This is a genomic window from Yersinia vastinensis, assembly GCF_044905075.1.
In the GTDB taxonomy this organism is placed as follows: Bacteria; Pseudomonadota; Gammaproteobacteria; order Enterobacterales; family Enterobacteriaceae; genus Yersinia; species Yersinia vastinensis.
The window spans coordinates 796258-820986 of record NZ_CP173260.1 but is presented as its reverse complement, the minus strand read 5'-3'; the positions used below and the strand labels follow the sequence as shown (position 1 = coordinate 820986).

Here is a 24729-nt window from a genome sequence, read left to right as displayed (position 1 = left end):
TTAGATATATTTGTTATTACTACAATCATTTCAAAAATGGTGCAACATACCCGATAAATTCGTTATGTTGAGTTCGCTTTTCTTGCCATCGGTATGGATTTGAGGGGGGCGTTGCTCTATGTTCGGAAACAGTAAGAACCAAGCGTTTTTTCGCACGCGACACCCCCACAAAAAAAGCACAACGCTCCGCATCAGGCTTACCCCAGAATGTTTGATTCTCGACACCTAAAATAATAACCGAATCAAACTCTAGCCCTTTACTTTTGTGGATGGTCAGAATGCGAACAGCCTGATCATCCACAAAACGTTCGAGAGCCTTAGGTAGGTCTGGCTCTATTTGGAGCAACTCTTCAATTCGCGCTTTAGTATCTCGAACTACTTCTCGAAGGCGTGTTGGTGATTCATAATCAGACGATAATGCCGTCAGCGTTCCAGAACTGATATGTGTTAAGAATGTTTTAACGTTCCCCCACCAACCTGAAAAACGCGAATCAATTAGTTCCGAAACATCGGCTTCTTTGCGCTGCTGTTTAATTAAACGATCAAACTCTTTTCGCGCACTGGACTGGATTTCTTCATCGGCAAAGGGAATTAACTGGTTCATCAGCCGAATCCAGGCTTTGGGTTCCCGCTGGCCGTAGAGGCAGGACAAATAATCGACAATTAAGCGTGCCGCCGGTTCCACCGTAATATCCTGCATTTGCTGTTCATTACGGTATGGAATACCACGAGCTTCCAGCTCAGCCATAAGATGGTCAGCATAGAGATCCAGTTGTTTGGAGACAAGAATCGCGATTTCAGCTAGTGGTATTCGTTCATTTTCGATCCAGCCATGTATTAAGTTCACCAGATAAACCGCTTCTTCCCGACTGTCGGTAAAATGATGGGCGTAAACTTCACCTTCATCGCCCTCTAACAGTTCATCTGGCATAACCGATGCTGGATCTAGCTGACGAATAATATCGTTCTGAACCTGTAAAAGCCTTGGCTTCGAACGAAAGTTGCGATACATATTGAGCGGCTCAGCATTAAAGTCACTTGCAAAGGTTTCAAAAATTCCATCCAACGCGCCAGCCCAACCCATAATTTTTTGCTTGGTGTCACCCACTGCGGTGAGACGAAGAGTAGTTCCCTGGAATGCGAGCTTGACCAGATCGTACTGTAAATTCGTACAATCCTGGAATTCATCGAGAAAAACATCGCTATAGGTCTGCCGAATAGCGTTCTGAGCCATTCTTGAACATTGCAATATTTTAATTGCCAGTGGAACCAGATCGCCAAATTCTATCTGGGTGCGGGAAGGGCCCGATTTACGGTCAACGATTGTGTAATCCGCATCTAACGTATCTTGACCTACCAGCACAGGCCTGAAACGATCGATAATACGTTTGGCAAAAGCATGGAAAGTATAGCTGTCGAAACGCGAAGCCAAATCCGAGCCACATCGCCGCTGGATACGTTCTTTTAGATTTCTACTGGCATCAACTTTAAAGGATATCGCCAGAATTCGCTTCGGATAAAGGCATGTGCCAGTACGCAAAAGAAAATCAGCTCGTTGGGCAAGCATTTCTGTTTTACCAGCTCCGGGCCCTGCGGTGAGGGCAAGACAGCGCTCACGCTCCTTGACCGCATGTAATGCATTGGGTTCAAGCGTCAAACCATCAGCGGGTTGCCAGGCTTCAACAGCAATCATTCAGGTAACTCCGCGAGTCTGGCAATCACGGTATCGGCCAACCGGCTTAATGACTCAGGCATATTCTCAAGTAATTGCGCATCAGTTAGCTGAGCTAACGCTTCAATGTGTGCTGCTGGTTTGCTGCCAAGTTTGAAGCACCGGTGATAAGTGCTGAATAACCTTAATTCTCCTTGGCTGTATTGAGATGAATCGTGGTGACTTTTTCCGAGGACAGCCTTGATTGTTGATTCATCTGCTTCTTCTTCAACAACATCATAGGCTTCGGGATAAGCCAGAAGCATGGAAAAATCTAAATCCATTGGTGACGAGAAAAATACGTCACGTTCTTCGAGCCGCTCACAATAATTCAGGTACGATCTGACTTTATAGGTGTCGCTTTTCCAATTCGGAATACCGTAGTTTGCAGGTAGCACCTTTTCTGTCTCATGTTCGCCAAGCTGATCATTAACATACTTAATTCGCCCCCAGCCAGCCTGATAACGAGCCACATCTAAATCAAGCAATGTGAGATAGGGAATTTTCAACGCAGAAAGTAAACGCCAGAAGTGATTAACATGCCTCCCACCCAACGGTGCTATCGTTATCGCCGATTCGTCAACGGGCGCACCTTTAGCCTGTAACAGCCGTGGCAACACTATCTCTTCGCTATCCCCCTCACCCAGTACAACAAGGCGCGAGAAATAGACCTCCGGAAATGCCTGGACAGCCTCTCGTACAAATTTATGCGCCTCATCAGTTTTAGCAGGCAATTTGATCTGGGTAATCCGGGTATTCCTCTCCTCAGTAAGCCGTAGGTAACGAATAAACTCAGGAGCAACACGCCGTAGCATCGATGGCGCGTGGGTGGCTATAAGGGCTTGCGCATCCGCATTTTTCGCCATGATATTCAAGGCGCTGACAATGCGTCCTAAATAGTAAGGAGAAAGGCTGTTTTCAGGTTCCTCAACGGCAACTAAAGTAAAGACTGGCGGACGCAATTTATCGGGATCAAAAGAAGTATCTCTCCCGGCAAGTACTGCACTGCCTATCGCCTGAGACGACAGTACAAGGGAAAGGTAGAGCATCGACTTTTGGCCATCGCTCAACCGAGAGAAGTCTACCAGTGAACCCTCATGATCTGGAGCAAATGAGACTGACATATGCCGTAACAATGCCTCAATCTCGGAAGTTGCAAACGTGATTTTAGGATCGGTGAAAAACGAACCTTTGTGGAGGGAGGCCCAGGTTGTTTGCAGGCTCTGACTAAATGCATTAACGGAAGGATTGGCAGCTAAGCTATCGCTAATTTGATCGGTTAGCTCCCGAATCGCACTGCGTTCATTATCCCAGCGTACTGCCCGGAACAAACGTCCAAGCAATGCGTTCGCTCCATAAGTAATTTGTTCCGCCGGATCGCGCCTAGCAGGCAAATAGTGGACCTGAATATGGTTACGATCTGCACGTGGTACTTGTGGCGTGTTTTGAGGATTACCGTCAGCATCGATGTCCAGGACATATACCAGATTTTCTTCAATGTCCCCATCCAGTCCCATCGTCGCCGTAAGCCGAAAGCGCACACGTGGAACACCATCCACTTCATCAAGTCTCATATGCCCAAAATGGGGAGCAACGGTACTGTTATCTTCGTCTTCAGCTAATTCCGGAAAGAAAAAGTCAGCTTCTATCCACAGTTGACGCTCATCAGGCGCATTCTCTTCGTTGAAGGGAACATAAAAATCCGAACGCTGAATACGCCGCAAAGCAGGATTAAAAGCAAAAAGCCGACACAGGGCCTGAAGTGCTGCAGTCTTACCAGATCCGTTAGGGCCAATGAGATAAGTAATCTCTTCCAGATTTAACTCGGTCGGTTCCTGTCCAAAAGACTGGAAACCCGATAGGCGAATGGTTTCAAGCTTCATCTTACATCCTTTCTCCATTATGGATGTTCAAGCCATTTTCCAGCTTTCACGCCGAAATTACTGCCTAAAAAACAATGATTTTCCTACAAAAATCACGGTGAGTAAGTGATTTGTACAGCACCTTGAGCATTCAAAGAGGTCAAGGGTGAACACTATATTGAAGGGAGACCTAATCTGTCGAAAAATGCCCTGTTACGCTCATTGGCCGCATTCAGTAATCGGTCAAAAGATATAACCTCTATATAAGCTTTGAAATTGGGGTTATAGCCAAAATAACCAAGGTGATCGCTTGTTGCTGTTAATCCTAATGTTTTGCATCTTCTGACTACAGAGGGGTCAGGTCACAAATGGCGTAACAATAGCCAGGAACATCTTCAGAACGCGGTATCTGGCGGCCTCGTGCTGTTTTTACCCCCCCCTCCCGGATTCGCTCAAGATAGCCAAGAGCCTGCTCCACAGGATCTTTCTCTTCTCCGGGAGCAGCATCATTTCGCATCGGCCTCTTAATTTCGACGATAACTATCGATGCTAAAGGAACTTGTTGGCCCTCAGAAAAAAGAAGTGGCTCATCATATACATTGAGAGCACAAATATCTGGTTCTTTGTTTTCAGCACAGCCGGTAATAGGCATTGATGAAAGTGTTTTGTCGGAAGCTAAAAAATCATGGAATGCAAGTCGTTCATCAATTAGCCAAAGGTTGCAACTATCCAAGTGGACTTCATCTGAAGTTTTACGTAATGGCATTATTAATTGATGAATAACATCTTCTCTCACATATTTCCCATCAGAGCCACGTTGGATTGCCTTTGCCAGAATGTCGAGTACGACCTTTCGGTGGAAAACATAGTCAGCCAAGTCCGATTTTTTTAGGTCATCAACCTGCTCAAGATAATTTGCCAGACGTTTTTTAAACTGCTCTGGAGTCTCACTAATACCAAAATTCATCATCTCTTGACCTTCTGAAAGTAAATTACTTTCCAGCTCAGCCAACTGTTTGTGAAGGATAAGATCCAGCTCTTTATCGGTTATGTCAGGATCTACTGCTAAACGAGATTCATCGATTCTTTTCAATATCGGACGATAACGGGGAGCTCGTTGAGCTACAAATCGTTCAACTCTTATACGACCCGCTATTTTGGCCTCTTGTAGGTATTGATCCAAATACTTGCTCGATGAACTAATGATCGCTTTACGAATATCAGACAAATTTGCTTCTGAACCTGAGAAAAGATCATCGCTTATTTCTTGTATATCAAAGCCAATACGTTCAGGTCTGACGTGCATATCCAAAAAAGGTGACGTTACATAGCAAGCATAGATAAACTCACCATTTTCATCCTTAATACGACTATGCAAGCCAGGAATCTTATTAGTGAGGTGTTCTTCCTCAACAACCCTGCTGGCTGCACACCATGCAATGAAAGGTTGTTTAACCGAGCCAGCCTTCAGTTTTAGATGTGTTATTTCAAATGAGTGTTCTTTGACCTTGATGGTTTCTTTAGACGAAGAGGTAAACATGTACTCCTGATATACATCAGCAAGTTGTATACATTCTCCGTCGTCAATAATTGATATTTCTGGCGCACCACTGTCTCGAACGAAATACCAAAGGCAATGCTCAAAAAGACTATTTGCAATTGTCCTTGCACTTTTAGCTGATTTTTCCCTGTATTTTTTCTCAAAACCAGAAAGATGAACACAGGTTTCGAGTTTTGAACCCCTGACAGCGTCAGTATCCTGTATACCCGAAACCCCTTGATTGGCGGTGAACGAGAAAGCTCTGTGTCTTAATACCCCATTCTGATCGCGGTAATTGCTGGTCACTTCAACTGCTTCGAAAGCTTTTAACCAAAGTAACCTGCCTACGCCTCTGCAGCCTTGGCCTGCTTTGTACTCACTGTCCAGCGTTTCAAATGAAATCATATTGTTAGCATGAAATCCGGCGCCATTGTCATAGATTTTAAATCCAAGAATAGGCTCCTGAGGTACGACGCCACGGCGCGATTTTAAATCGTCGAACTCAAGTGTCGCTTGAGGCATTCGAATGATATCGATGACAATATGACCATAATCAGGATTGGAGGTAACTTCTGAAATAGCATGAATAGAATTCACTACTGCTTCGAACAACGGCATCAGACTATGGCTGAAGGGAAGCGGAGTGTTGCGTAATCTTCCCCGTAATGACGTATTCATGCTCATGGTGGGCCTCTTATGCTTGATGATTACATGTTACTGAACTTTAAAGTTTCTGACTGATACGGCAATAATTAACAAGCGCCGAGCATATGATTCTGATAGCAATTATGGCAGCTGGCAAGGTAATTGAATATCCGACCCAACAGAGCCAAATAATTTAGACTTTTGTACCCTGGGGTAATGCTTTGGACTCTATAACTATAAGGCAGGATCATCTACCAAGGGGAGGACAGCCCAGGGTTGTCACTTGATCATCCAGAAAAAATCAAAGATTATCAACTAGCTGCCACAATGTAGCCCCCAACACACAAGGCCTAATGCGTTGTATCATAGATTCATGTACTGTATGGATTTATTCTAGGAGATATGAGATAGCTGATGCGTAATCTCAACGTGAGATCGTGGAATGACTGGGAAAACCTTTGCACATACTGGATGGCGGATATTGCACGCACGCAATTTGGTATTGTAACGAACTACGCTGTTTATGGTACCGCCGGACAATCTCAATACGGCGTTGATATCATTCCTGAACATTCCGGGGTCAGCGTCGTTGGCCAAAGCAAATATGTCAGGCGATTTGCCTACCAGGATCTGCTTGTTGAACTGAAAAAAACGGATCGGTACCCGAATCCATTAACTGACTATTTTTTGCTAACAACGGCAGATCACTGCACCTCAATCCAAAACGAAAGCGCTAAGTCCCCCATAACCCACACGCGCCCAAACGGGGACTTAGTCAGAGTCCACTTTAAATATTGGGTAGATCAATCCAATATCCACTTTTTACCGTCAGATGTCCAACGCACGCTTTTTTCGGAAGCACACCTGACGTTTAGCCCTCAGGTAATACAACAGCCGCAATTTTCCGCATTAACCCCAGATGTTAATGAGCAAAGGAATAAGCTTTCTCAGCTCAAAAATGTACTCCGGGCAACGCTGAGTAATGCGACGCTGGTGTGGCTTGAGCAGTGGAATTTTCGCAGTTGTTACCTGAGAGACTCTGACGTTCAGGAATTAAACGACCTATGGTTTGCTTGGCGAGACGCAAAATCGGCAAGTGAGGCCAGAACCCCAGAAACGACGGCCTATTTCCTCAACACACAGCTTAAATGCGACATATATGCGACCATTCCAGCCAGCAACTCGTTCTTTCAGGCCCTCGACGATTTTCGAAGTGCAATCAACAGTCACTGCATAGGGGTTACCTCTCCTGAGGGAGAGTATCTTCTAAGCATTATGGATTTTCCGACAAAGCAGAGCATTGCTATGCAGTGGGAAAGCTGTGCGCACTACCTTGTACAACAGTATCGGAATGCCATGTCATAGTAGACGCTCAGGGCCACATCTGGCCATTGATGTTTCTATTTGCTCTTCAATACCGGATGTAAAATCGTAAGACTGCATCAGAAACACGGCACATTAATAAGATATGGTTATGCCTTGCGCGACTGCTGGTCATCAGACAAAGCCTAACCCTCACCCCATCAACATTGCATGGATTGTTATGTTCAGAGCACGGCCAATAAATCTTACCTCGCATGTTTCCGATATCAGTAGCATGCGATTTATTAACTACCGAAATATCTTCGCTACAACTGATATCGATGAACTGCATGGTATCTATTGCTGGAATGAAGAACTTGCAGCAAAAATGATGCATCTGATCGGTATGATAGAGGTTACGCTCAGAAACCGTATTCACTATGCGCTGAGTGAATTTTTCCATACTAATCAGGCAACGTATTGCGCTGTACCTGTCTCAGGTACATCAGACTCTTGCAACTGGTATGATCATATTTACCTCAAGCCCGGAGGCAAGCTACACAAGTCGATCAGTGGACTCAAGAAAGATCAACAGGGTAACTTGTTGAATCCACCACCGTTACCGCACAAAGTCATTTCGCAGCTTGAAAATGGAAAATGGGCCCACATTCTTAAACTGAATAAAAGCCATAATGGAACCGTCATTCCATGGGAAGACATCTTTCCTGTCATTTTCCCGGCCACATCGGACTCATTGTCCGACTTTGCGCAAGATAAAACCAATCGTAACCGTGTTGTTAATCGTTTGCACAGAGTAAACAAGCTACGCAACAGATGTGCGCACTTCGAACCCGTATGGAAGTTTGGTAATTTGCTATCAGAGTACAATAACTCTCAGGTTAAGCCTGCCCCCACAAACGCGAGATCAACTTTGGCTAGAATGCAGACTGAGTACCGATGCCTGACAGAGCTACTTGAGTGGCTATCGCCTGATATGGCCAATTACTGGATGAGTACCCGTACACACAAGGAACTCACCTTCTTAATGCAATCTGCAGGATTAGAAAACTTCAGGAACGCGTCAGCAGTCAAAACGATGTCGTTGAGTCGAATGGGACGTGCGCATAACGTAAAAGCGTTGATCAGAAAGCAGGAGTCCGTGCTGTTGACAGACAAAGGGAAAGTGGTTGGGCGTTTTCATCCCTATTGAAAGCGAAAAGGCCACCCTTTAGAGGTGGCCTTTTCATGACTTCTTTGCATTCTGACAAGCATTCAAATACACGCCTTCGGTAAATGAACTTTAGTGCCTCAAAATGACTACCCTTCAATACTAGTGGTTATGTGAGAGCATGTCAATCCTAACCAGCACGAACAACTTGAATGAAGGTGCGCTGCAACGCCCCGGGCTAAATAGCTGCGCCTAACATCGCTACACTTTTGCCAGCCCATGGTTGCCTCCGGGAAACGGGCTGACGGTTTCCATAAAATAGCGAACTTTTTTCAACAATTGCCACATTGAGCGGCACTGATGATTGCGTGTTATTGTGTCGTGAAGCGCCTGCCATGGCCGTTCCACGTGATTCTTCCATGGCGAGTAAACCGGTTGATAAATGACACTGAACTTCGGGTTCTCCTTCAGCCAGCGCTCTGTTTCCCGGCTTTTGTGGATAATGTAGTTGTCCACGATCAGCGTGATGGTTTTCGCCCGCCGGTACGTCGCTTTAAGCCGCTTCCGCAGGCTGATGAACAGCGCTGAACTTTTGCTGTTACCGCCCACGTAGCTGGCTTTGCCCGTTCCGCAATGCAGTGCTCCGGCCAGATAGTGTTTTTTGTTCTGTCCCGGCGTCACCACGCGTTTTTGCCGTCCGCGTAGCTGTCAGTCTGCACCGATTTTGGGATTGAGGTGGATATTCCTTTCATCCTCATAAAAGACCGGATGTTCTGCGCTGCATCCGTCCAGTGCTTTGTGGATTGCTGCCATCTTTTCATCCCTATGTGGGTCACGGATACGCAGAGTTGGTGCTGCCCTGCGCCAGACCAGCCCGGCTAACAGCAACCAGCGGCGAACGGTTCCGGCATGTATCTGGCTGCCGGTTATCTCATTGATTTTTATTGCCAGAAGTTCTGTGCTCCAGCGTGAGCTCTGGTAGCCAAAATCGCCGGGAGCATGTTTTACCAGCTCACGTAATAACGTGCAGATATGCTCAAAAGGCCAGCGACGGGCTCGTCCGGCAGGTAATGATTTCAGTCCTGCAACACCCGACAGCGTGAACCAATTAATCCAGAGTCCGACAGAGGAACGGGCACAACAGAGCGTTCTGGCAACGTCGCTGGCGCGGTCACTCCGATGCAGCATCAGCATGGCAGTCAGCCTGCGAGCATAATTTTTATCGTGCGTTTTATGGATTGCTTTCTACGTCAGGCGTCGTTCGTCACGGGGAATAGGTGCTATGTTCGGCATCGCTCAGTCCGGTTGGTGATTATGGTTGGTTTGGCGATTGATCAGATCGCACAATCCGGGCTGAGTTCCCTTAAAGTGATCTACTATTCCGCGCAGCTATTTAGCGTTATATTAAAACTTGGATACATAACGAAGCCCCTCTCCTTGAGCACCGTTTTTATCGTGATAACCATCACAAAACCAAAGCGATACTTTATTGGGGCTTTTGCGGGGGCTTTGTTTGCGATAAATATCAACAAAAACAATAAAAAACATTGTGTTAATCGTGGATATGATTCCGAGTCCGGGCACCATCTTTAGAGAAACCAGCTTAACGGCTGGTTTTTTGCTTTCTGGCGTTTAGACTCTTCATCAAATACCAAAGTCTCAACCACACATAGCACAAAGATGAACGGCTTAAGATGGTGGCCTCAGGACAATGGAACAAGCGACACAAATAGATTGCCTGATTTTCCTTTGAATAACTAACCGAAAAGATGTTCATGATAGACCCCGCAAGCGTAATATTCTTTTTTATCCAAGGCTGTTACGTTGCTTGTATGAAACGCCCCTAAAGAGAAATAACAGCCCATCTTTTTAGTCGAGAAATAATCATCAACCCGTTATTGAAATCAAGTCTATCTCATAAGTCTAATTAACCAAATAATGTCAGTGTGTTAGTGCATATTAACCACTATTATTTATCATAATAATTAAGTTTTTATTTACGAACAGTAACTTTGTCAGTTTATTATTTTTTTAATCAACATCAATATGTTAAATGGATTTATTGGTTTTAATCATTTTATGCATTTGACAAAAATACACTTTAGACACAGAATTTATTTTGTTGGATTTTATAGATAAAGATAATCTTAGTCATAAATTTAACGTTATGACGGGATTTATTATTTATTACTTTCATACCTACTTAACGATATTAATAAGCATAAAGTATGACTAAAGATAATTCATTGCATAATGAAGTATTAGCCTCCATATCAAATATAGAGGATAAATTTAACATAGAACTTAAAAGTCTTTTCGACCATGATAAATATACACTTCAGGAGTCAATCAAAGAGTATCGTCGTAGAGTTATCGAAGGAGTAAATAATTTCAAAGGCTTCACAGATGAAGGGGATGATAGAATTCTTTCTGAAGCAAGTGTAGAACTTGAACCTAATATTTTTATTTCACGCAAAAATGCATTAATTGCCAGTGATTACACCGGTACTAAAGTAACCGATTGGGTAAAAACAACTAACAAAAATCTTAGAGCATTGGCTGAATCTACAAGTACTACACAGTTTGTGGTACAAACGCTAGGAGGAACGATTATCGCCGTTGGTGTTCCCGTCGCAATTAAAGTCGCGGCACAGTTAATTGGCGGGGAGACATTAAAAAATGCACTCATGATCGCAATCAAAGGTGTTGGGTTAAAATCAGCGATTGTGGCCGTTGTGCTCGCTCTAGCGGCCATTTTATACTGGCTTATTTGGGGTATTGAACAGAAGATTTTAGGCGTCATTATCAATGACAGTGATACTGATTATTATACCCCTAATTGGCGTACCAGTATCGATGGCTATAAGAAAGGTAACCTATACATGGAGCATGGCACAACTGTCAACTATATGTCAGTGACTCTGAACCAAGACCTTGATTCTCCTGAAATACAACTTAAATCTCGATTTGTTGATGTTAATGACTCAGAAACAATGGTTGCCATTGGATTATTTTTTGCAGATAGAAAAGCAGGATTTCGCGGAGCTGAGGGAGTATACGTATTTATTCCTTATCCTGGTTATGGTTCAGATAGTGGTTTTTCATATCAATTCGCAGTTCCTTATAGTAAAGACAATCGAGCCAATATTGATATTTATAATGGCGGCGAAATCACAGATAAAGAAAAAATCCAATCAATATTTCGCAACCTATATAACAGTGCCAAGGTTGACATATCAAAAAAAGTGGGAAATATGACAATGAAATCTCATCTTAATGGTTCAACCGGTGGTGATGTTTGTGGCATAGCGTCAGTTAGCACCCCCATTAACTATGCCTCAAAACAGAAATAACCAACAGAGATAAACTTAACACTTTAAAAAATTAATTTTCTATATGTATATTTATAAATTAGATATAACTCAACCCTGATCGTTATTTAACTCTGGAAAACATTGTGCAACCTGGGTTGAGTTCTTTTCGCTAGCCGACTATTTCTATCGATATTCAGTTATGTCCTTCAATCTTTCCGACAGCTTCACGCCATTTCATCATTGCGTGACTCAAGAGACGGCAGGTAAGGAGCCATTGTGATTTTTCTGCCTGATAATAAGACAATGCAGGATCTCTCGTTGATCAACAGAAATATCATCAGGGTAGACATGGTCAACATTCTCATTTATTCGAGTCAATAAGGCGACCAGCCAGTCATAAATGTATCCGGCATTGCCATGCTGAGTTTGTTCACCCAGACTCCTTAAACGGGTCGTCGCACTCGCCTGTGGTGATGAAGCAAAGATGGTCGATGATTTATTCACTCGACTCATCGGCCGTTCTTCTCCTGCGGCTTGATGGTTGTAACCCAGCCAACTGACAAAATCGTTTAGCACATTGGCCGCATGAGTGATAGCCGTTGCTGCGCTGTTATCATGCCGCGCCAGCACCCTTTCTAAGGTTTGCTGAAGACCACGTTGATGACTGATTCTGATCAGCATGTCACACAGTGTTTGCAGTTGCTTCCGGTCCAAATCTAGCGAGGGCATCAACAACAGCCGATAACTGAGCTGGCGTAAATGATTTACCCACAACTCATACACTGCGGAGGCAAAGCTGCGCTGATCACAAACACTTTGGGAAAGCGGCTCACGCTCATCAAATAAGTCGATATTGAGTACCAACTCTGCCGGTTTGCTGAATGATATCTGCTGATATTGCAGCCAACATTGATAAAGCGTTTCTCGAGGGAGCATAAACTTACCAATAATCTCCCCCTGTCTGGCAGCCTTAGATTGCAAAGTGCGAATGAGTGCTTCACCTTGCTGTTTAGCACTAACAGCATTGGCGCTCATGTCGAGGTGAATACTGTGAAATTGATTAATCACCCGTTCAGTCAGTTCCGTCTGCAATGACACTAACCGAGAGTGCCGAGAAGTGCTGCTTAAGGCAGCTGCTAGCCACTCCTGCAAGCTCACCATATTGCGCTGATCCAATGCCTGCAATGTCCCCCAACGAATACCTGATTGAGTCATAAAGCGCTGAACAGAATCATCCCGATGGTGAGGTTGAGTAAAACGTATATCAAACGGAGTAATCGCCCAGGCAAGCCGTGGCATAGTGTTTTGGCTCTGGGACTGTGTCTGTGTTGCCCACTGCATAAGACTCTTGGCGGCTGATATCATCGGCGAGCGTTCTGCCACCGGGTCACATATCAAGAGCATGTCGGGTTGTAATCTGTCCTGATAATAACTTAACTGATGGGCCGGAATATCCACCAACTCGACCTCTGTGAGGGATGACGAGTGGCTGAGAACAAAGGTCACCTCAGCACAAACACTTGCCAATGCCTGTTGGGTTAGGCTCTGGCAGGTCAGTTTTCTTCCACGATAAAGTGGGCAAACGATAATATCGGCATTTTGTAATGGCGCCTCTGAATGCCCATAAAACAAGAACCCCTCAGTCATGAGGCTAGAGGGGGCCAGCAGTTCAGTGACGCCCCCCAGGTATTGCAAGGTCTGAGCTTGCTGTTGCCATTGCGCTGTGAGTGCAGAGTCTTTCCCCCACAATAGTGCCAATAACTCAGCGCGATCACTAAGGCTCAACCAAGGAGCCAATTCTGCCATCTGGTGCAGGAGATGGTCATCAAGCTGATAGGGGCCACGGAGATAACGATGATAACAACAAGTGACTGATGAGAACTGTTCAGGCGTCATACCCGCGTTCGGTTCAATCTGACGACGTGCCTGCAGCTCCGAGAGTGTTGCGGCAATGACACTGTTCGGTACCCGATGGTGTGGATTATCCGTCTGATGTTGATGTATCAATCGCTGCGCCAAGTCACTTTCAGTCAAAAGTGTGAGCAACAGTGGATAAGCCTCATCCACCACGGATGGTGGCGTGTTTGTGAAGCGAACTGCTATGGATGCCGCGGTATTGCTGTGGTTGATCAGCGTCAGATAGTTGATCACCGTAGCCCCTAACTGGACATAAACCTCATCCCTGCCCTTTGCCGCGAGCATTTTCAGTAAATGATGTTTTCCCTCTACGGATTCGCCATACAACCCAAGTGTCATCGGCAAGGTATTCAGTGCATCAATTTGCTGCTGACGATAATGCAGATGCGTTAAACGTGCCAACAGTCCGTCGGCTTCAAGGTGCAGTAACGGAGAGTGTTCCCGGGTGCTCTGCACCCAATTCATCAATTGATTTAGCATGGTATTAGACTGATTCATTTCGGGTAGACACTCCCGCTGTCGATCCAGTAGTGATCAACACCGTTATAACTGTGAGTCAGGGTATTCAGTTTTAGTTTCAACCCATCGAGCGCCACTGGAGTGCCATCTTGCATTTTGGCTTGCGCCAGTGAAAATCCTTCATTTTTCGCATCGTATTGCAGGCGGACGAATAACACACCATCACCGGCAATACGTTTGGCCAGTTCTGAGGAGTTAATTTTCAGCAAATACAGCGGCGTTGCGGGCCAACGTGCATCAGCGAGTTGGCGAAAGCCCAGACACGTCTCTCCCCTCATCGGAAAATAGCTCGTTTCATCTAAGCGCGAGTCCGGATTGTCTAGATCAATGTCGGAATACCAGACATTCTCCTGATGTAAAACATGACGGCCATCAAGTGTGCCGAGGTGGCTAATGGTGGAATAAGCCTGGATATCTGCTGCTTTAAAATTGAACCCCGGCAGACGCAAATCCATCGCTAAACTACAGATCATGGCACCGAGTGCTGCCGTTGATTTAGGGTTATCAACACGCCCTTGGCGGCCAAAAGGAAACTGCTGGTGAATAGGATAGCTATCTAACCAAACAATACGATTGACCGGGACCGCTTGCAGGTCACTTAATAATGCCTGAATTCCCGGTAAGCATGACGGACGCCCTGTCACCAACAAAACATCACAGCAATAATGGCTAATAACTTCACACAGCGACTGCAAGGGCGCAGTGAGGCTAAATCGCCCCGCCAACAAAGCCTCTTTCAGGGTTGCCAACTCCACCAATAGCGGGGTTTCCAACACATCAAAATGTGGCGCGCCAGCGGGCAATAGAGGCTGAATGGCCTGATGAATGTAATTCATCACATTGTCTGTCGGTCGCTGACTTAATAGCTCGCCAAATTGCCCGTCGAATTGGGCAAAATGGTCATGGGGATCGCTGTTCTCCCAGTGTGTCAAAAGAGCGTTAGCCAGCGGAATAAATAACTGTAACGTTGTTTGCTGACGCAGTGTAGCGCGCGCACCATCAAGCGGCGATGTGCCAAACAATTTGGCCATAATCCCTTCGGGATCATTCACACCCGCCAGATGCAAAGCCTGTTGCAATGCAGGCAAAACACTCTGCTGAATTACATCCAACAGAATGTCATCACCCGCCACTTTAAATCCTTCTCTGAACAGCAATTGTGGCGTGATTTTCACATTGCTGCCAATGCCATCATCCAACTGATATTGAGCAATTGCCATGTCAGTCGTGCCCCCACCAATATCAATAGAGGCGACGCGCAGAGTGCTGCCAGCAGAAGTATCCTTGTCCTGTAGGCGTTCGGGACGAATCAAATTCTGGAAAAATACACGGGAATGCCCCGCATAATTGTTCATCGCTTCATTATATAACCACACCAGTTGACCGCAGATGGCCTCATCCCATTCCATATGCACATCGGGAAGTGGCAATACATTGATTTCTGAAGATAAAGAAGGTAGGTCATCATATTTTGATACCCACCCTAGAGCCTCCCAGACTAACTTTATCGCCTCTTGCATCCGATGCCGAAAAATGGCGCGCTCTTGTTTCGGCATGGCCGAAGGCAAGGTCAGGATGAGATTGCGCAACTGACGAGGAGCCGATGCCAGCCCCATACTTTGCCGATGGCTGATGCTGTTGATTTGCACCAAGGCTTGCGTCAGCAATTCACACAGCAACATTGTCATCAAAGAGCTACGACTATAATTTGATGAGAAGACGGGCAGCCGCTCTTCCGGGGACAGATCCGATAACGGCTGCCCATCGTCATTGATCAAATTCATTAGCGGCAGCGCAATAGCGCGAGGATCACTCTGTTTCTTGTGGTTAAATTGGCTGAAGCGCCATGCCTGAGGGGCGGGTGTATCATCCCAGAGATAACGTCGCGGGCTTGAAATCCCGCTGGCCCCATCAGTTCCTTGGCGCTGCATGGCTAACTTTTGTGCTTCATCCCCCACGCGCACCATTGATGGCCAGACAAAAGCGTCATCACGCCCTCCCTCCATTGAAAAACAGTGTTTACCAAACTTTGCTTCATGGAATTCAAGCCGGCTGCTGAACAGAGGCTCACTGAGATATTGAGGTTCGCTAAGTGAACGAATATGTAGCGCCGCACTCTGCTGCAAACCGGTATTCTTTTCACCATGATCTTCCAGTAATACCCCACAAGTATGGGTATTCCCGACATCAAGTATCAGGTCAACGGGCACCGCTGGTGCAGTCAGTGCCTGCCCCACTAATTGAATTTCTGGCACTGAGACTTGAGTGCCAAGCATCTCAAGTAGATTAAGGAAATGGGCCTGATACTCAAATGCTTTCATCGCGCTGAGAAGCTCGTGTTTATTGCGCCCCTCTTGCTCAGTGGCATAGTGAATAAACACTTCACGCAACCAACCGTCTACCCATGTTTGATCGAGAAATTCACTGATTTCGTTATCGTGCCATGCGAGAGCAAAACGGGTGCCGTTGCAAACATCACTGGTGGTGGGCATCAGTTGGCTTGCCGTTTCATCGGTATGAACTTTGGTATCAAAAGCGATACAGATCCGGAAGGTATTTCCCGCCGTATCCGGTTCGACCAAACGCCGAATATGCACTCGCGCCCAGTTAGCCGGGCTATTGCTAAATGCATGTCCAGGGCTAAAACGCATAAAAGGCAGCGGCAACCAGAGGTTATTTAACACCTTAAGAGAGTGTTCAAGTGGGAAAGTGCTCTCAGGCTTAACAATCTCAGGTGTGCCACCATTTTCACCGGGTAGGACAAATCGGCTTAACTGCGGGTCATAGTCGAGGCGCAGCAGTGGGCCATTGACACTTTGGCGGACAAAACGTCCGCTGTGGGGATGAACTTCCACCGGCGTCAGGCCAAAGTCCAAAAACTGGATGCTGCTGTTTTTGACCAGAGTGACACTCGATTTATAGTCGATGAGGTTTGCCAGCATGGGATTATTTACTCACTTTAATAAACGTGATGGGGACAAGGGTGTCATCGGCGTAGCGCGCGGTGCATTGCGCCGCACCGGTAAGCCCCTGTGTACAAGTTACCTCTGGGAACGAGTAACGTGTCCCATCACTGCATTTAGCTTGGCCCCGACTTTTGATGACCAAATTGCCGGATTGCATCAACCCTAATTCAATGTCTGATTTACAGGTCACGTTGTCGCCATGAACAGTACGCACGGTGCCGGTCTTGTTGTTTATCTGATAACGCAGACTCGCCGGGCGGCCTGTTACCGGGCTTTTAATATCAATGGTCGCTCGCCACGTCCCTGTCAGAAATTTAGTTGACCCTGCTTTGACGGCATTCGCTGGAAGCACTAATGCATTTTTGGCGGGAACATGATTGGTAAGAGCATTGTTGGCAGGTTCAACTTGGGCCGTTTCTGCCACTTTGACCGGGGCGATGATGGCTGGAGTGGCAACTGTAGCGTACTGCAATGGCAATTTATTAACTGGAATGACGATATCTTGTGTGGGTACGGGAATGACCGCCTCACTCACTGTCTCTGGGGACTCTGGCAATATTGTCTCTTTGGTTAAATAAGAGGATGCCAGAAAAATAGTCACAAGCACGATGATCAATACCGTGATTTTCAGTAGGGTACGCTGCCAAATAGAGCGTATTTTAGACTGTGGGGGGATGGATGGTGGTAATTCATCCACTATCTTGGCCGCGGGTGGCGGTAAAAGTGGCGCTTCCCGCTGACTTAACGTGACGATAACCGCCTCGGGATCAACGATATCCTCCTCTGCCACAGCCAAAGGTTGCTCTGACGAAGGTTGCTCTAACACGGGTGGAATCTCATCGTCTACTTGAGGACAAACTCGCAGGCAATCAAACACATCTTCACGTGCTGAGGCATTCAGGTTAACAAAACCCCAAAAAGTGATAACGGGTTTATTATCAATTAGATATACATGTTGGCTGGCCGGAAATTGGAGAACCTTTATCATTAAGGAACCAAATAACTGAACAGCTATTTTCTCTGCTTGTAGGCAGCGCTGGCTTATCTCATAAGCCGCCACCAGACAGTTTTCCAGATAAACCAGTGCATCTTCACATTGCTGTTCACTGGCACATGCCCACGGCGTGATAGTTCCTTCCCGGGGGGTATACCAGTCCACTTTATCTTCCGCATCATTGCTCTGCGGTATTGCCAGGCAATCGAGAAGCATGTGCTGATTGCGCAGACGCAATGTTTCGCGAATCTGTAATGCCGCATCAAATATTGTCTGCCCGTTTTCACCCAATGCGATAAAATCATCCAGATAACCGCTGCGCAATATTATTTTTGCCACTTCATCAACCTTGCCTTTTAGACTTATTCACTCATTCATTCTGAGTTGTCTATTTTAACGGCTTTAGCAGCAAAAAAACGGTAAAGAGAACGCCCGAAGAGTGAACGAAAGTGTCAGGTAATAAAGCGATTGATTGACAGAAATAAACTTCCTTAATAAAGGAAGTTTAAATAGGAAGGAATGACTGAAAGAAATCTACACGCTAAAATTATAAACTTTTCCCGCAGAAGCAACATTCGACTGTCCTTCTGGGCTATACAAAGATGAATCCGAACCGGCTTTAACAACCACTTTGCTCAGGTTATTTGTTTTCTGCATATGCATATCGAGCAATATATAAATTTTCTCATTCAGCTCATTGGCCACTTTAACTTTCTGGATAATATGATTCCAGTAAGAGGACAATCTTGTATTCTGATGATAAGGTGCAGCCTGTTGTAGTATTATTTCCTGCTGCTTACGCAGTTCATCGTAATGACTGATTGTCGACAATAATTGGCTTTTGCTATCAGACACAATTTGCAGTGACACCGGGTTTATTTGTGTCCGCCTTAACTGATTCGCCTCCTCGATAAGAATAGCTTCTAGTTCTTCGAGAGATCCCTCCAATTTGAGCAGAATGGAGCGTAAGTTTTCCATTTTCATTTGTTTATTGCAGCTTATGAGAGTTGAAAGATGTCTTGTACCAAAGCCTGAGCAATTTGGTCACTGTCGAGGTCAAGTTCACCCGCGTCCATCGATGCCTGAATTTTAGCTAAACGATCGTAGTCGATATCACGAGAGTCATCGAGTTGTATCTGCTGGGTCAGCTTACTTAATTTAATTTGCGTACCGGAGCTTTCACCACTCTCAATATTCTGTGAGTTTAGCTCTCCTGTTTTTGCGCGCATTTTAAAATCCTGCTGAACATTAACAGGTGTTACTGATAGTGGGGGTTGTGTTCGGTCTATACTCATCATCATCCTCAACAATTCGTTTGTATTGCGACCTCGCGGTATAAATATACTATCGGTGGTTATCAAAAAAACTAAAATTTATTCTTCAAGGTTCATATCGACTTTGCCTTCCGAAGACACGACACCCGTCATTATTTTACCTGAACGCATTGTTATTCTTAAAGATTCCCCTAGTGCTGCATTGTCCAATGCTTTGCCTTTCGCTCGGATACGAAACCCCGGCCCGGTGGCGATAACTTCGACCGCCTGCCCTGACATGATAGCCCAGCGCGCCCGTAACTGATTTTGAAGCACGGGATTTCCCGGCGAGATAGAGCGAGTCGTTGTCTGACCAATAATATGTTCTTTGTTAAAAATCAGACCTGCAGGTAGACGCTCTAGCGAGCCAGTTCGGGATTCAATATCTTCAGATTGAATAACGACACCGGGCTTTATCGCGTGGCGTGCAGACCACCAAGTCCCTTGCGCCTGAACAGAGATCTGAACAAATTTACGCTTGTTCCCGCATTGGGCTATGACGCTTCTCTTTCCTGTCAGGCGCGTATTATTACCCGCAAGAGAAAGTTCAGGATTCGGACAAAGAGAGTCCAACTGCTCTGGAGGTGTAAGAATTTTTATGGTCTGAAGAACCGACGTATCCGCAGGTATTCCATTTTGAGAACTCACTAATGCTGTTATTTTTGCAGTCAATGACTCGTTTTCCGCAGAGGCAGCGAGTACCTTGAAACAGCAAAGAAATACTAATGATAAAATGAAGAAACCGCGCAAGAGAAACATGAAGTTCACTAACCTTAATATTATACAATCTGGGATGAAACTATTTATTATCCGTTTTCGCCAGTGAGCAGTATATGTCAGTCATTAAGTTTATTAACGTTCTAAATGCTGCAATTTATGACGACAATTCCATTCATAGATGATTTTAATTACCACAAAAAAATTCATCCTTTTAAATAAGGTTATTTTTGTCTTATCTTCGCAGTATAAAATTGAATCATTCAACCCTAGAATGCACGGCATTAATATTCATAGGGTAGAGGTCATTTTTTTCATGCTTGATAAGCTCGATAATGCATTCCGCTTCCAGCAAGACGCTCTAAGCTTATTAACCCAACGTCAGGACATATTGGCGTCTAATATCGCTAATGTCGATACACCAGGGTATTTAGCCAGAGATATTGATTTCTCACAGCAATTAAAAAATGCAGTGGATAGAAATGCACCTGAACATGGCCCATTAACTCTGGCATTAACGTCTGGAACACATATTGCTGGCGTGGCTCCGGCCATTGATAACAGCCAATTACTTTATCGAATTCCAGATCAACCTAGTGCCGATGGTAATACGGTGGATATGGATCGTGAACGTGTCAGCTTTGCTGATAACAGCATGAAATACCAATCCAGCCTAACAATTCTCACTTCACAAATTAAAGGCATGATGAGTGTCATCAATCAAGGTTAATTATCGCCATGTCAACATTCAGCATCTTTGAAATATCGGGTTCGGCTCTGGCAGCGCAATCAAAACGGCTTAACGTCAGTGCCAGCAACATGGCCAATGCAGACAGCATTGCCGGGCCTGATGGCCAGCCATACCGCGCCCGACAAGTTATTTTTCAAGTCAATAGCGCACCAGGGCAGGAAATTGGCGGCGTCCAAGTGAGTGATGTCGTGGAAAGCACTGAACCAGACCGCATGCTCTATGAGCCAGCCAATCCGCTCGCTGACGATAAGGGCTATGTGCGTATGCCAAACGTCAATGTTGTGAATGAAATGGTCAATACCATTTCCGCTTCACGTAGTTATCAGGCCAATGCTGAAGTCATTAATACGGCCAAATCTATGATGTTAAAAACATTGACTCTGGGTCAATAAGGAACGGAAAAATGGCTGTTTCACCGGTAATGAATGGAAGCAACGCAAGTGCGGCAAGTAGTGGAAACACTGCCGAGGATTTAACCAATAACTTTATGACGCTCCTCGTTGCGCAGATGCAAAACCAAGATCCAACCAACCCGATGGATAATAATCAGTTAACTTCCCAACTGGCACAGTTCAGTACAGCATCAGGCGTTCAACAGCTTAATTCGACGCTGAGTCAGGTGGGCACCCTTGTCACCAGTATGCAACAGATGAATGCTGCGGATTGGGTCGGTCGAAGTGTATGGGTTGAAGGTAATACGTCCGTTTCCTTTGAAGAAAATGGCAATAAAGAATTTGGCTTCAATATGGATTCTGACGCCGACAAAGTGACTGTCACTCTAACCGACGCGCAAGGCAATGCTTATTCTGCCGAATTAAAAGACATCAAAGCCGGTGTTAATAAATTTACGCTTGATGATCTCAGTGGTTTCCAACCTGCCGAACCACCTGCTGACGGTGGTGGGTATAAAGTCTCGTTCTCCGCATCAAATAGTGATGGCAATACTCCCAATATTGAGTCCCTGAAGAAAGCCAAAGTAGAGAGTGTTTCATTCTCAGCGACGGGTGCTGTATTGCAGTTGGGCTTAAATGGCAGCGCCACATTAGGTGAGGTTTATTCCATTGAGTAATCAGATTTCAATATTTCATTCTAGTATTCAGGAAAATTAATTATGAGTTTTTCACAAGGTCTTAGTGGACTGAGTGCAGCTTCACAAGCACTTGATGTGGTTGGTAACAATATTGCGAACTCCCAAACTGTCGGGTTTAAATCGGGTTCTATCGCCTTTGCCGACGTATTTGCCGGTTCACAAGTCGGTATGGGCGTACAGGTATCGTCGGTTAATCAAAACTTCAGTGATGGTGTTTTAGGTGCGGGCAGCAGCAGCCTTGATATGGGTATTCAAGGGAATGGTTTCTTCCGTTTAACCAATGAAGCCGGGCGCGTATTTTATAGCCGAAATGGACAATTTAAATCCGATGAAAACGGCTATATTGTCAATAACCAAGGTATGTTTTTAACCGGTTTTCAAGCTACCGGCACCCCGCCTGCTATTCAGCCGGGAGCGGCCATCGGTCAAATTCAGATTCCATCAGGACAAATGCCTGCTCGTGCCTCTGATGGCGGCACACTGAGCGGTAATCTGAACTCAGGTACTGAAGCAATAGACCAAACTGCCAATCCATTCGATCCTTCAGACAATAAAAGTTATAGCTCCATTAGTCAGGTAGATGCTTACGACAGCTTGGGGAATAAGCACACCATCAATATTTACTACGTTAAAACCGGTGATAACGAATGGAAAGCCTATTCCAGCAATGTCACCGCTCCAGAGCTAGATGCTAGTGGTGATCCGGTTTATCAGGAGCTAGCGCTGAATTTTGACACTTCGGGGCAACTGACCACGAATCCAGCAAAGTTGAATGTAAGAGGTGCAGCCTTTAATGGCGGCGAGCCACTGGATTTTGATTTGGATATGGCGGGTATGACCCAACAAGCATCGGATACGGCCATGGATAGCCCCACCACCACCGGTTATGCCCCCGGCCTGATGAATGGCTATGTGGTCGGTGACAATGGACAGATTATTGCCAGCTACAGTAACGGTCAGAAGCAATTATTGGGTCAGGTGGTACTGTCGAACTTCACCAACCCTGGTGGATTGTCTTCTCAAGGCGATAACTGCTGGTCTGAAACACCAGAATCAGGGCAGCCCGTCACCGGTATTGCTGGCACTGGGAATTTAGGCAATTTATATGGCAATCGCCTCGAAGCATCCAACGTTGATCTGAGCAAAGAGATGGTCAACATGATCGTTTATCAGCGCAACTATCAGTCCAACTCACAGACCATTAAAACCCAGTCTGAACTCCTTCAGATTCTGGCTAACCTCGGTTAACGGCTGACTTCTATGGATCGCGCAATCTATACCGCAATGGGTGCGGCTAACGCCGCCCTTAATCGTCAGGGTGTGGTGTCAAACAACCTGGCGAATGCCTCCACGACCGGATTTCGTGCACAACTTTCTGCTTTTCGTGCCGTGCCAGTTGACGGGCCGTCAGTTGCAACTCGCACATTAGTGACGGAATCGACGCCCTATCACGATGACTCGATGGGGACCATCAACCAAACGGGCCGCAATCTGGATGTTGCACTACCGCAAGAAGGTTGGTTGGCAGTCGAACTGCCAGATGGCGCAGAGGGATACACCCGTGCTGGCAACATCGAAATTGACAGTGAAGGTCTCCTGACAGTCAGAGGACTACCAGTGCTGGGTGATGGTGGTCCAATCAATGCACCGCCACAGGCAGAGTTGACCATCGCCCCCGATGGCACCATTACTGCACGCGGTGCTGGAGAGGAACCTTCCGCGCTGGCTCAGGTTGGGAGACTGAAACTGGTCAATGCCAAGCTTCAGGATCTGTACCACGGCGACGATGGTCTGTTTCATATCGCATCGACGTCACCCAATGCCGGACAGGCTCAGTTGCCTGCGGATCAGGATTTACAGTTAGTTCCCGGCGCACTGGAAAGCAGCAATGTCAGCCCAGTGAAGTCAATGGTGGACATGATTGCCACCGCACGCGGCTTCGATATGAACATGAGAGTCATCAGCGCTGTGGATGATAACGATAAGAAAGCCAACCAGCTACTGGCTATGGGGTAACCCCCGGCAAAGAGGAATTTCAGTATGATCCGTTCTTTATGGATTGCCAAAACAGGTCTTGAAGCGCAGCAAACCAATATGGATGTGATATCCAATAACTTGGCAAACGTCAGTACCAATGGCTTTAAGCGTCAGCGGGCGGTGTTTGAAGATTTGCTTTACCAGACGCTGCGTCAACCTGGCGCCCAATCTTCAGAGCAGACCACGATCCCTACGGGGCTGCAACTGGGTACAGGTGTGCGCCCTGTAGCCACCGAGCGTATTCATAGCCAAGGTAACCTGACTCAAACGAATAACAGCAAAGACTTGGCGATTGAAGGCCACGGCTTCTTTCAGATACAGATGACTGACGGCACAACAGCTTATACCCGCGATGGCTCTTTCCAGTTTGATCAGAATGGTCAATTGGTGACCTCCAGTGGTTATCCCGTTCAGCCCGCTATTACCATCCCGCAGGATGCGGATACCTTAACGGTAGGGAAAGATGGCATTGTCAGCGTCACTGTGCCAGGGCAAACCGCACCACAGCAGATAGGGCAGCTCACACTCAGCACCTTCATTAATGATTCCGGCCTCGAAAGCATTGGTGAGAATCTCTATCGGGAAACGCAATCTTCCGGTGCTCCCAATGAAACGACACCGGGCCTGAATGGAGGTGGATCCCTTCGACAAGGGTATATCGAGACCTCCAACGTCAACGTTGCGGAGGAACTGGTCAACATGATCCAGACTCAGCGCGCCTATGAAATTAATAGCAAAGCCGTATCAACATCAGACCAGATGTTGCAACGCCTGACACAACTTTGATAGCACCCATAAGTCCGGCCTCTGTTGTAAAAATGGGGGCCGATTTATGGCTGTTTTTGACCGCAGTGGATGAAATGAAAAACCAGCCTTGTTCCAC

The 24729-nt window shown here is 46.0% G+C and carries 18 protein-coding genes and 1 pseudogene; 9 read left to right on the top strand and 10 right to left on the bottom strand.

Translation table 11 applies throughout. From position 1 onward, the window contains the following. Window positions 1-25 precede the first annotated feature (25 nt). The 3 genes from ACIOG0_RS03660 to ACIOG0_RS03650 all read right to left on the bottom strand — a co-directional run bounded on the left by ACIOG0_RS03660 (window position 26) and on the right by ACIOG0_RS03650 (window position 5797). A complete protein-coding gene (locus tag ACIOG0_RS03660; RefSeq protein ID WP_128451959.1) occupies window positions 26-1693 on the bottom strand; it encodes a UvrD-helicase domain-containing protein in 1668 nt (555 codons plus the stop codon). Then, the gene (locus ACIOG0_RS03655) at window positions 1690-3594 is read right to left on the bottom strand and encodes an ATP-dependent endonuclease (RefSeq protein WP_128451960.1); all 1905 of its coding nucleotides are present in this window, start codon (window positions 3592-3594) and stop codon (window positions 1690-1692) included. The genes ACIOG0_RS03660 and ACIOG0_RS03655 overlap by 4 nt, the downstream gene beginning before the upstream one ends. A 325-nt stretch (window positions 3595-3919) precedes the next feature. Continuing rightward, on the bottom strand, window positions 3920-5797 hold the full coding sequence (locus ACIOG0_RS03650; RefSeq protein WP_206615994.1) for an ATP-binding protein: 1878 nt from the start codon (window positions 5795-5797) through the stop codon (window positions 3920-3922). Window positions 5798-6172: 375 nt separating this feature from the next. On the opposite strand from ACIOG0_RS03650, the gene ACIOG0_RS03645 reads away from it, so the two are divergent. Further along, window positions 6173-7123 (top strand): hypothetical protein, encoded by a 951-nt coding sequence (locus ACIOG0_RS03645; protein ID WP_128451961.1) that lies wholly within the window; start codon window positions 6173-6175, stop codon window positions 7121-7123. Between the two features lie 232 nt (window positions 7124-7355). After that, window positions 7356-8270 carry an Abi family protein gene (locus tag ACIOG0_RS03640; RefSeq protein ID WP_164908421.1) on the top strand — a complete coding sequence of 305 codons (915 nt, stop codon included), beginning with the start codon at window positions 7356-7358 and terminating at the stop codon, window positions 8268-8270. A gap of 219 nt (window positions 8271-8489) precedes the next feature. Here ACIOG0_RS03640 and ACIOG0_RS03635 read toward each other — a convergent pair. Further along, window positions 8490-9467, bottom strand: a pseudogene (locus ACIOG0_RS03635) (IS630 family transposase). A gap of 989 nt (window positions 9468-10456) precedes the next feature. Between ACIOG0_RS03635 and ACIOG0_RS03630 the strand changes: the two are divergent. After that, complete coding sequence (locus tag ACIOG0_RS03630) at window positions 10457-11581, top strand: hypothetical protein (RefSeq protein WP_128451782.1); 1125 nt, start codon at window positions 10457-10459, stop codon at window positions 11579-11581. 210 nt (window positions 11582-11791) lie between these two features. Here the strand turns inward: ACIOG0_RS03630 and ACIOG0_RS03625 are convergent, their stop codons facing one another. From ACIOG0_RS03625 to flgA, 6 genes are all read right to left on the bottom strand, one after another. Then, the gene (locus ACIOG0_RS03625) at window positions 11792-13957 is read right to left on the bottom strand and encodes a virulence factor SrfC family protein (RefSeq protein ID WP_128451781.1); all 2166 of its coding nucleotides are present in this window, start codon (window positions 13955-13957) and stop codon (window positions 11792-11794) included. Further along, a complete protein-coding gene (locus ACIOG0_RS03620) occupies window positions 13954-16920 on the bottom strand; it encodes a virulence factor SrfB (RefSeq protein ID WP_050295988.1) in 2967 nt (988 codons plus the stop codon). The genes ACIOG0_RS03625 and ACIOG0_RS03620 overlap by 4 nt, the downstream gene beginning before the upstream one ends. 4 nt (window positions 16921-16924) lie before the next feature. Further along, window positions 16925-18277 (bottom strand): SrfA family protein, encoded by a 1353-nt coding sequence (locus ACIOG0_RS03615; protein ID WP_050140112.1) that lies wholly within the window; start codon window positions 18275-18277, stop codon window positions 16925-16927. 195 nt (window positions 18278-18472) lie between these two features. Beyond that, window positions 18473-18922 carry a flagella synthesis protein FlgN gene (locus tag ACIOG0_RS03610; protein ID WP_050097948.1) on the bottom strand — a complete coding sequence of 150 codons (450 nt, stop codon included), beginning with the start codon at window positions 18920-18922 and terminating at the stop codon, window positions 18473-18475. A 14-nt stretch (window positions 18923-18936) separates the two neighbouring features. After that, window positions 18937-19167: a flagellar biosynthesis anti-sigma factor FlgM gene (locus tag ACIOG0_RS03605; RefSeq protein ID WP_087770135.1), complete on the bottom strand. Its 231-nt coding sequence runs from the start codon at window positions 19165-19167 to the stop codon at window positions 18937-18939. A 144-nt stretch (window positions 19168-19311) separates the two neighbouring features. Beyond that, window positions 19312-19923: a flagellar basal body P-ring formation chaperone FlgA gene (gene flgA / locus ACIOG0_RS03600; protein WP_230678369.1), complete on the bottom strand. Its 612-nt coding sequence runs from the start codon at window positions 19921-19923 to the stop codon at window positions 19312-19314. A 361-nt stretch (window positions 19924-20284) separates the two neighbouring features. Between flgA and flgB the strand changes: the two genes are divergently transcribed. Genes flgB through flgG form a run of 6 tightly spaced genes read left to right on the top strand, consistent with a single transcriptional unit; the run spans window position 20285 to window position 24632 of the window. Next, window positions 20285-20698, top strand: coding sequence for a flagellar basal body rod protein FlgB (gene flgB, locus ACIOG0_RS03595; protein ID WP_050097946.1), 414 nt, complete (start codon window positions 20285-20287; stop codon window positions 20696-20698). A gap of 8 nt (window positions 20699-20706) precedes the next feature. Next, a complete protein-coding gene (flgC, locus tag ACIOG0_RS03590) occupies window positions 20707-21111 on the top strand; it encodes a flagellar basal body rod protein FlgC (RefSeq protein WP_050097945.1) in 405 nt (134 codons plus the stop codon). A gap of 11 nt (window positions 21112-21122) precedes the next feature. Beyond that, window positions 21123-21788 carry a flagellar hook assembly protein FlgD gene (locus ACIOG0_RS03585; RefSeq protein ID WP_050097944.1) on the top strand — a complete coding sequence of 222 codons (666 nt, stop codon included), beginning with the start codon at window positions 21123-21125 and terminating at the stop codon, window positions 21786-21788. A 42-nt stretch (window positions 21789-21830) separates the two neighbouring features. Further along, window positions 21831-23057, top strand: coding sequence for a flagellar hook protein FlgE (gene flgE, locus ACIOG0_RS03580; protein WP_050097943.1), 1227 nt, complete (start codon window positions 21831-21833; stop codon window positions 23055-23057). A 12-nt stretch (window positions 23058-23069) separates the two neighbouring features. Beyond that, a complete protein-coding gene (locus ACIOG0_RS03575; protein WP_050097942.1) occupies window positions 23070-23825 on the top strand; it encodes a flagellar basal body rod protein FlgF in 756 nt (251 codons plus the stop codon). Between the two features lie 24 nt (window positions 23826-23849). After that, window positions 23850-24632, top strand: coding sequence for a flagellar basal-body rod protein FlgG (gene flgG / locus ACIOG0_RS03570; RefSeq protein ID WP_050097941.1), 783 nt, complete (start codon window positions 23850-23852; stop codon window positions 24630-24632). Window positions 24633-24729: the final 97 nt, after the last annotated feature.

Excerpts from the sequence above, each read along its gene's own strand:
- ACIOG0_RS03655 (WP_128451960.1), bottom strand. The coding sequence starts at position 3,594 with ATGAAGCTTGAAACCATTCGCCTATCGGGTTTCCAGTCTTTTGGACAG.
- flgC (WP_050097945.1), top strand. The coding sequence starts at position 20,707 with ATGTCAACATTCAGCATCTTTGAAATATCGGGTTCGGCTCTGGCAGCG.
- flgB (WP_050097946.1), top strand. The coding sequence starts at position 20,285 with ATGCTTGATAAGCTCGATAATGCATTCCGCTTCCAGCAAGACGCTCTA.
- ACIOG0_RS03640 (WP_164908421.1), top strand. The coding sequence starts at position 7,356 with ATGCGATTTATTAACTACCGAAATATCTTCGCTACAACTGATATCGAT.
- ACIOG0_RS03610 (WP_050097948.1), bottom strand. The coding sequence starts at position 18,922 with ATGAAAATGGAAAACTTACGCTCCATTCTGCTCAAATTGGAGGGATCT.
- ACIOG0_RS03645 (WP_128451961.1), top strand. The coding sequence starts at position 6,173 with ATGCGTAATCTCAACGTGAGATCGTGGAATGACTGGGAAAACCTTTGC.
- ACIOG0_RS03620 (WP_050295988.1), bottom strand. The coding sequence starts at position 16,920 with ATGCTGGCAAACCTCATCGACTATAAATCGAGTGTCACTCTGGTCAAA.
- ACIOG0_RS03585 (WP_050097944.1), top strand. The coding sequence starts at position 21,123 with ATGGCTGTTTCACCGGTAATGAATGGAAGCAACGCAAGTGCGGCAAGT.
- flgG (WP_050097941.1), top strand. The coding sequence starts at position 23,850 with ATGATCCGTTCTTTATGGATTGCCAAAACAGGTCTTGAAGCGCAGCAA.
- flgE (WP_050097943.1), top strand. The coding sequence starts at position 21,831 with ATGAGTTTTTCACAAGGTCTTAGTGGACTGAGTGCAGCTTCACAAGCA.
- ACIOG0_RS03660 (WP_128451959.1), bottom strand. The coding sequence starts at position 1,693 with ATGATTGCTGTTGAAGCCTGGCAACCCGCTGATGGTTTGACGCTTGAA.
- ACIOG0_RS03625 (WP_128451781.1), bottom strand. The coding sequence starts at position 13,957 with ATGAATCAGTCTAATACCATGCTAAATCAATTGATGAATTGGGTGCAG.
- ACIOG0_RS03630 (WP_128451782.1), top strand. The coding sequence starts at position 10,457 with ATGACTAAAGATAATTCATTGCATAATGAAGTATTAGCCTCCATATCA.
- ACIOG0_RS03650 (WP_206615994.1), bottom strand. The coding sequence starts at position 5,797 with ATGAGCATGAATACGTCATTACGGGGAAGATTACGCAACACTCCGCTT.
- ACIOG0_RS03575 (WP_050097942.1), top strand. The coding sequence starts at position 23,070 with ATGGATCGCGCAATCTATACCGCAATGGGTGCGGCTAACGCCGCCCTT.
- ACIOG0_RS03605 (WP_087770135.1), bottom strand. The coding sequence starts at position 19,167 with ATGCGCGCAAAAACAGGAGAGCTAAACTCACAGAATATTGAGAGTGGT.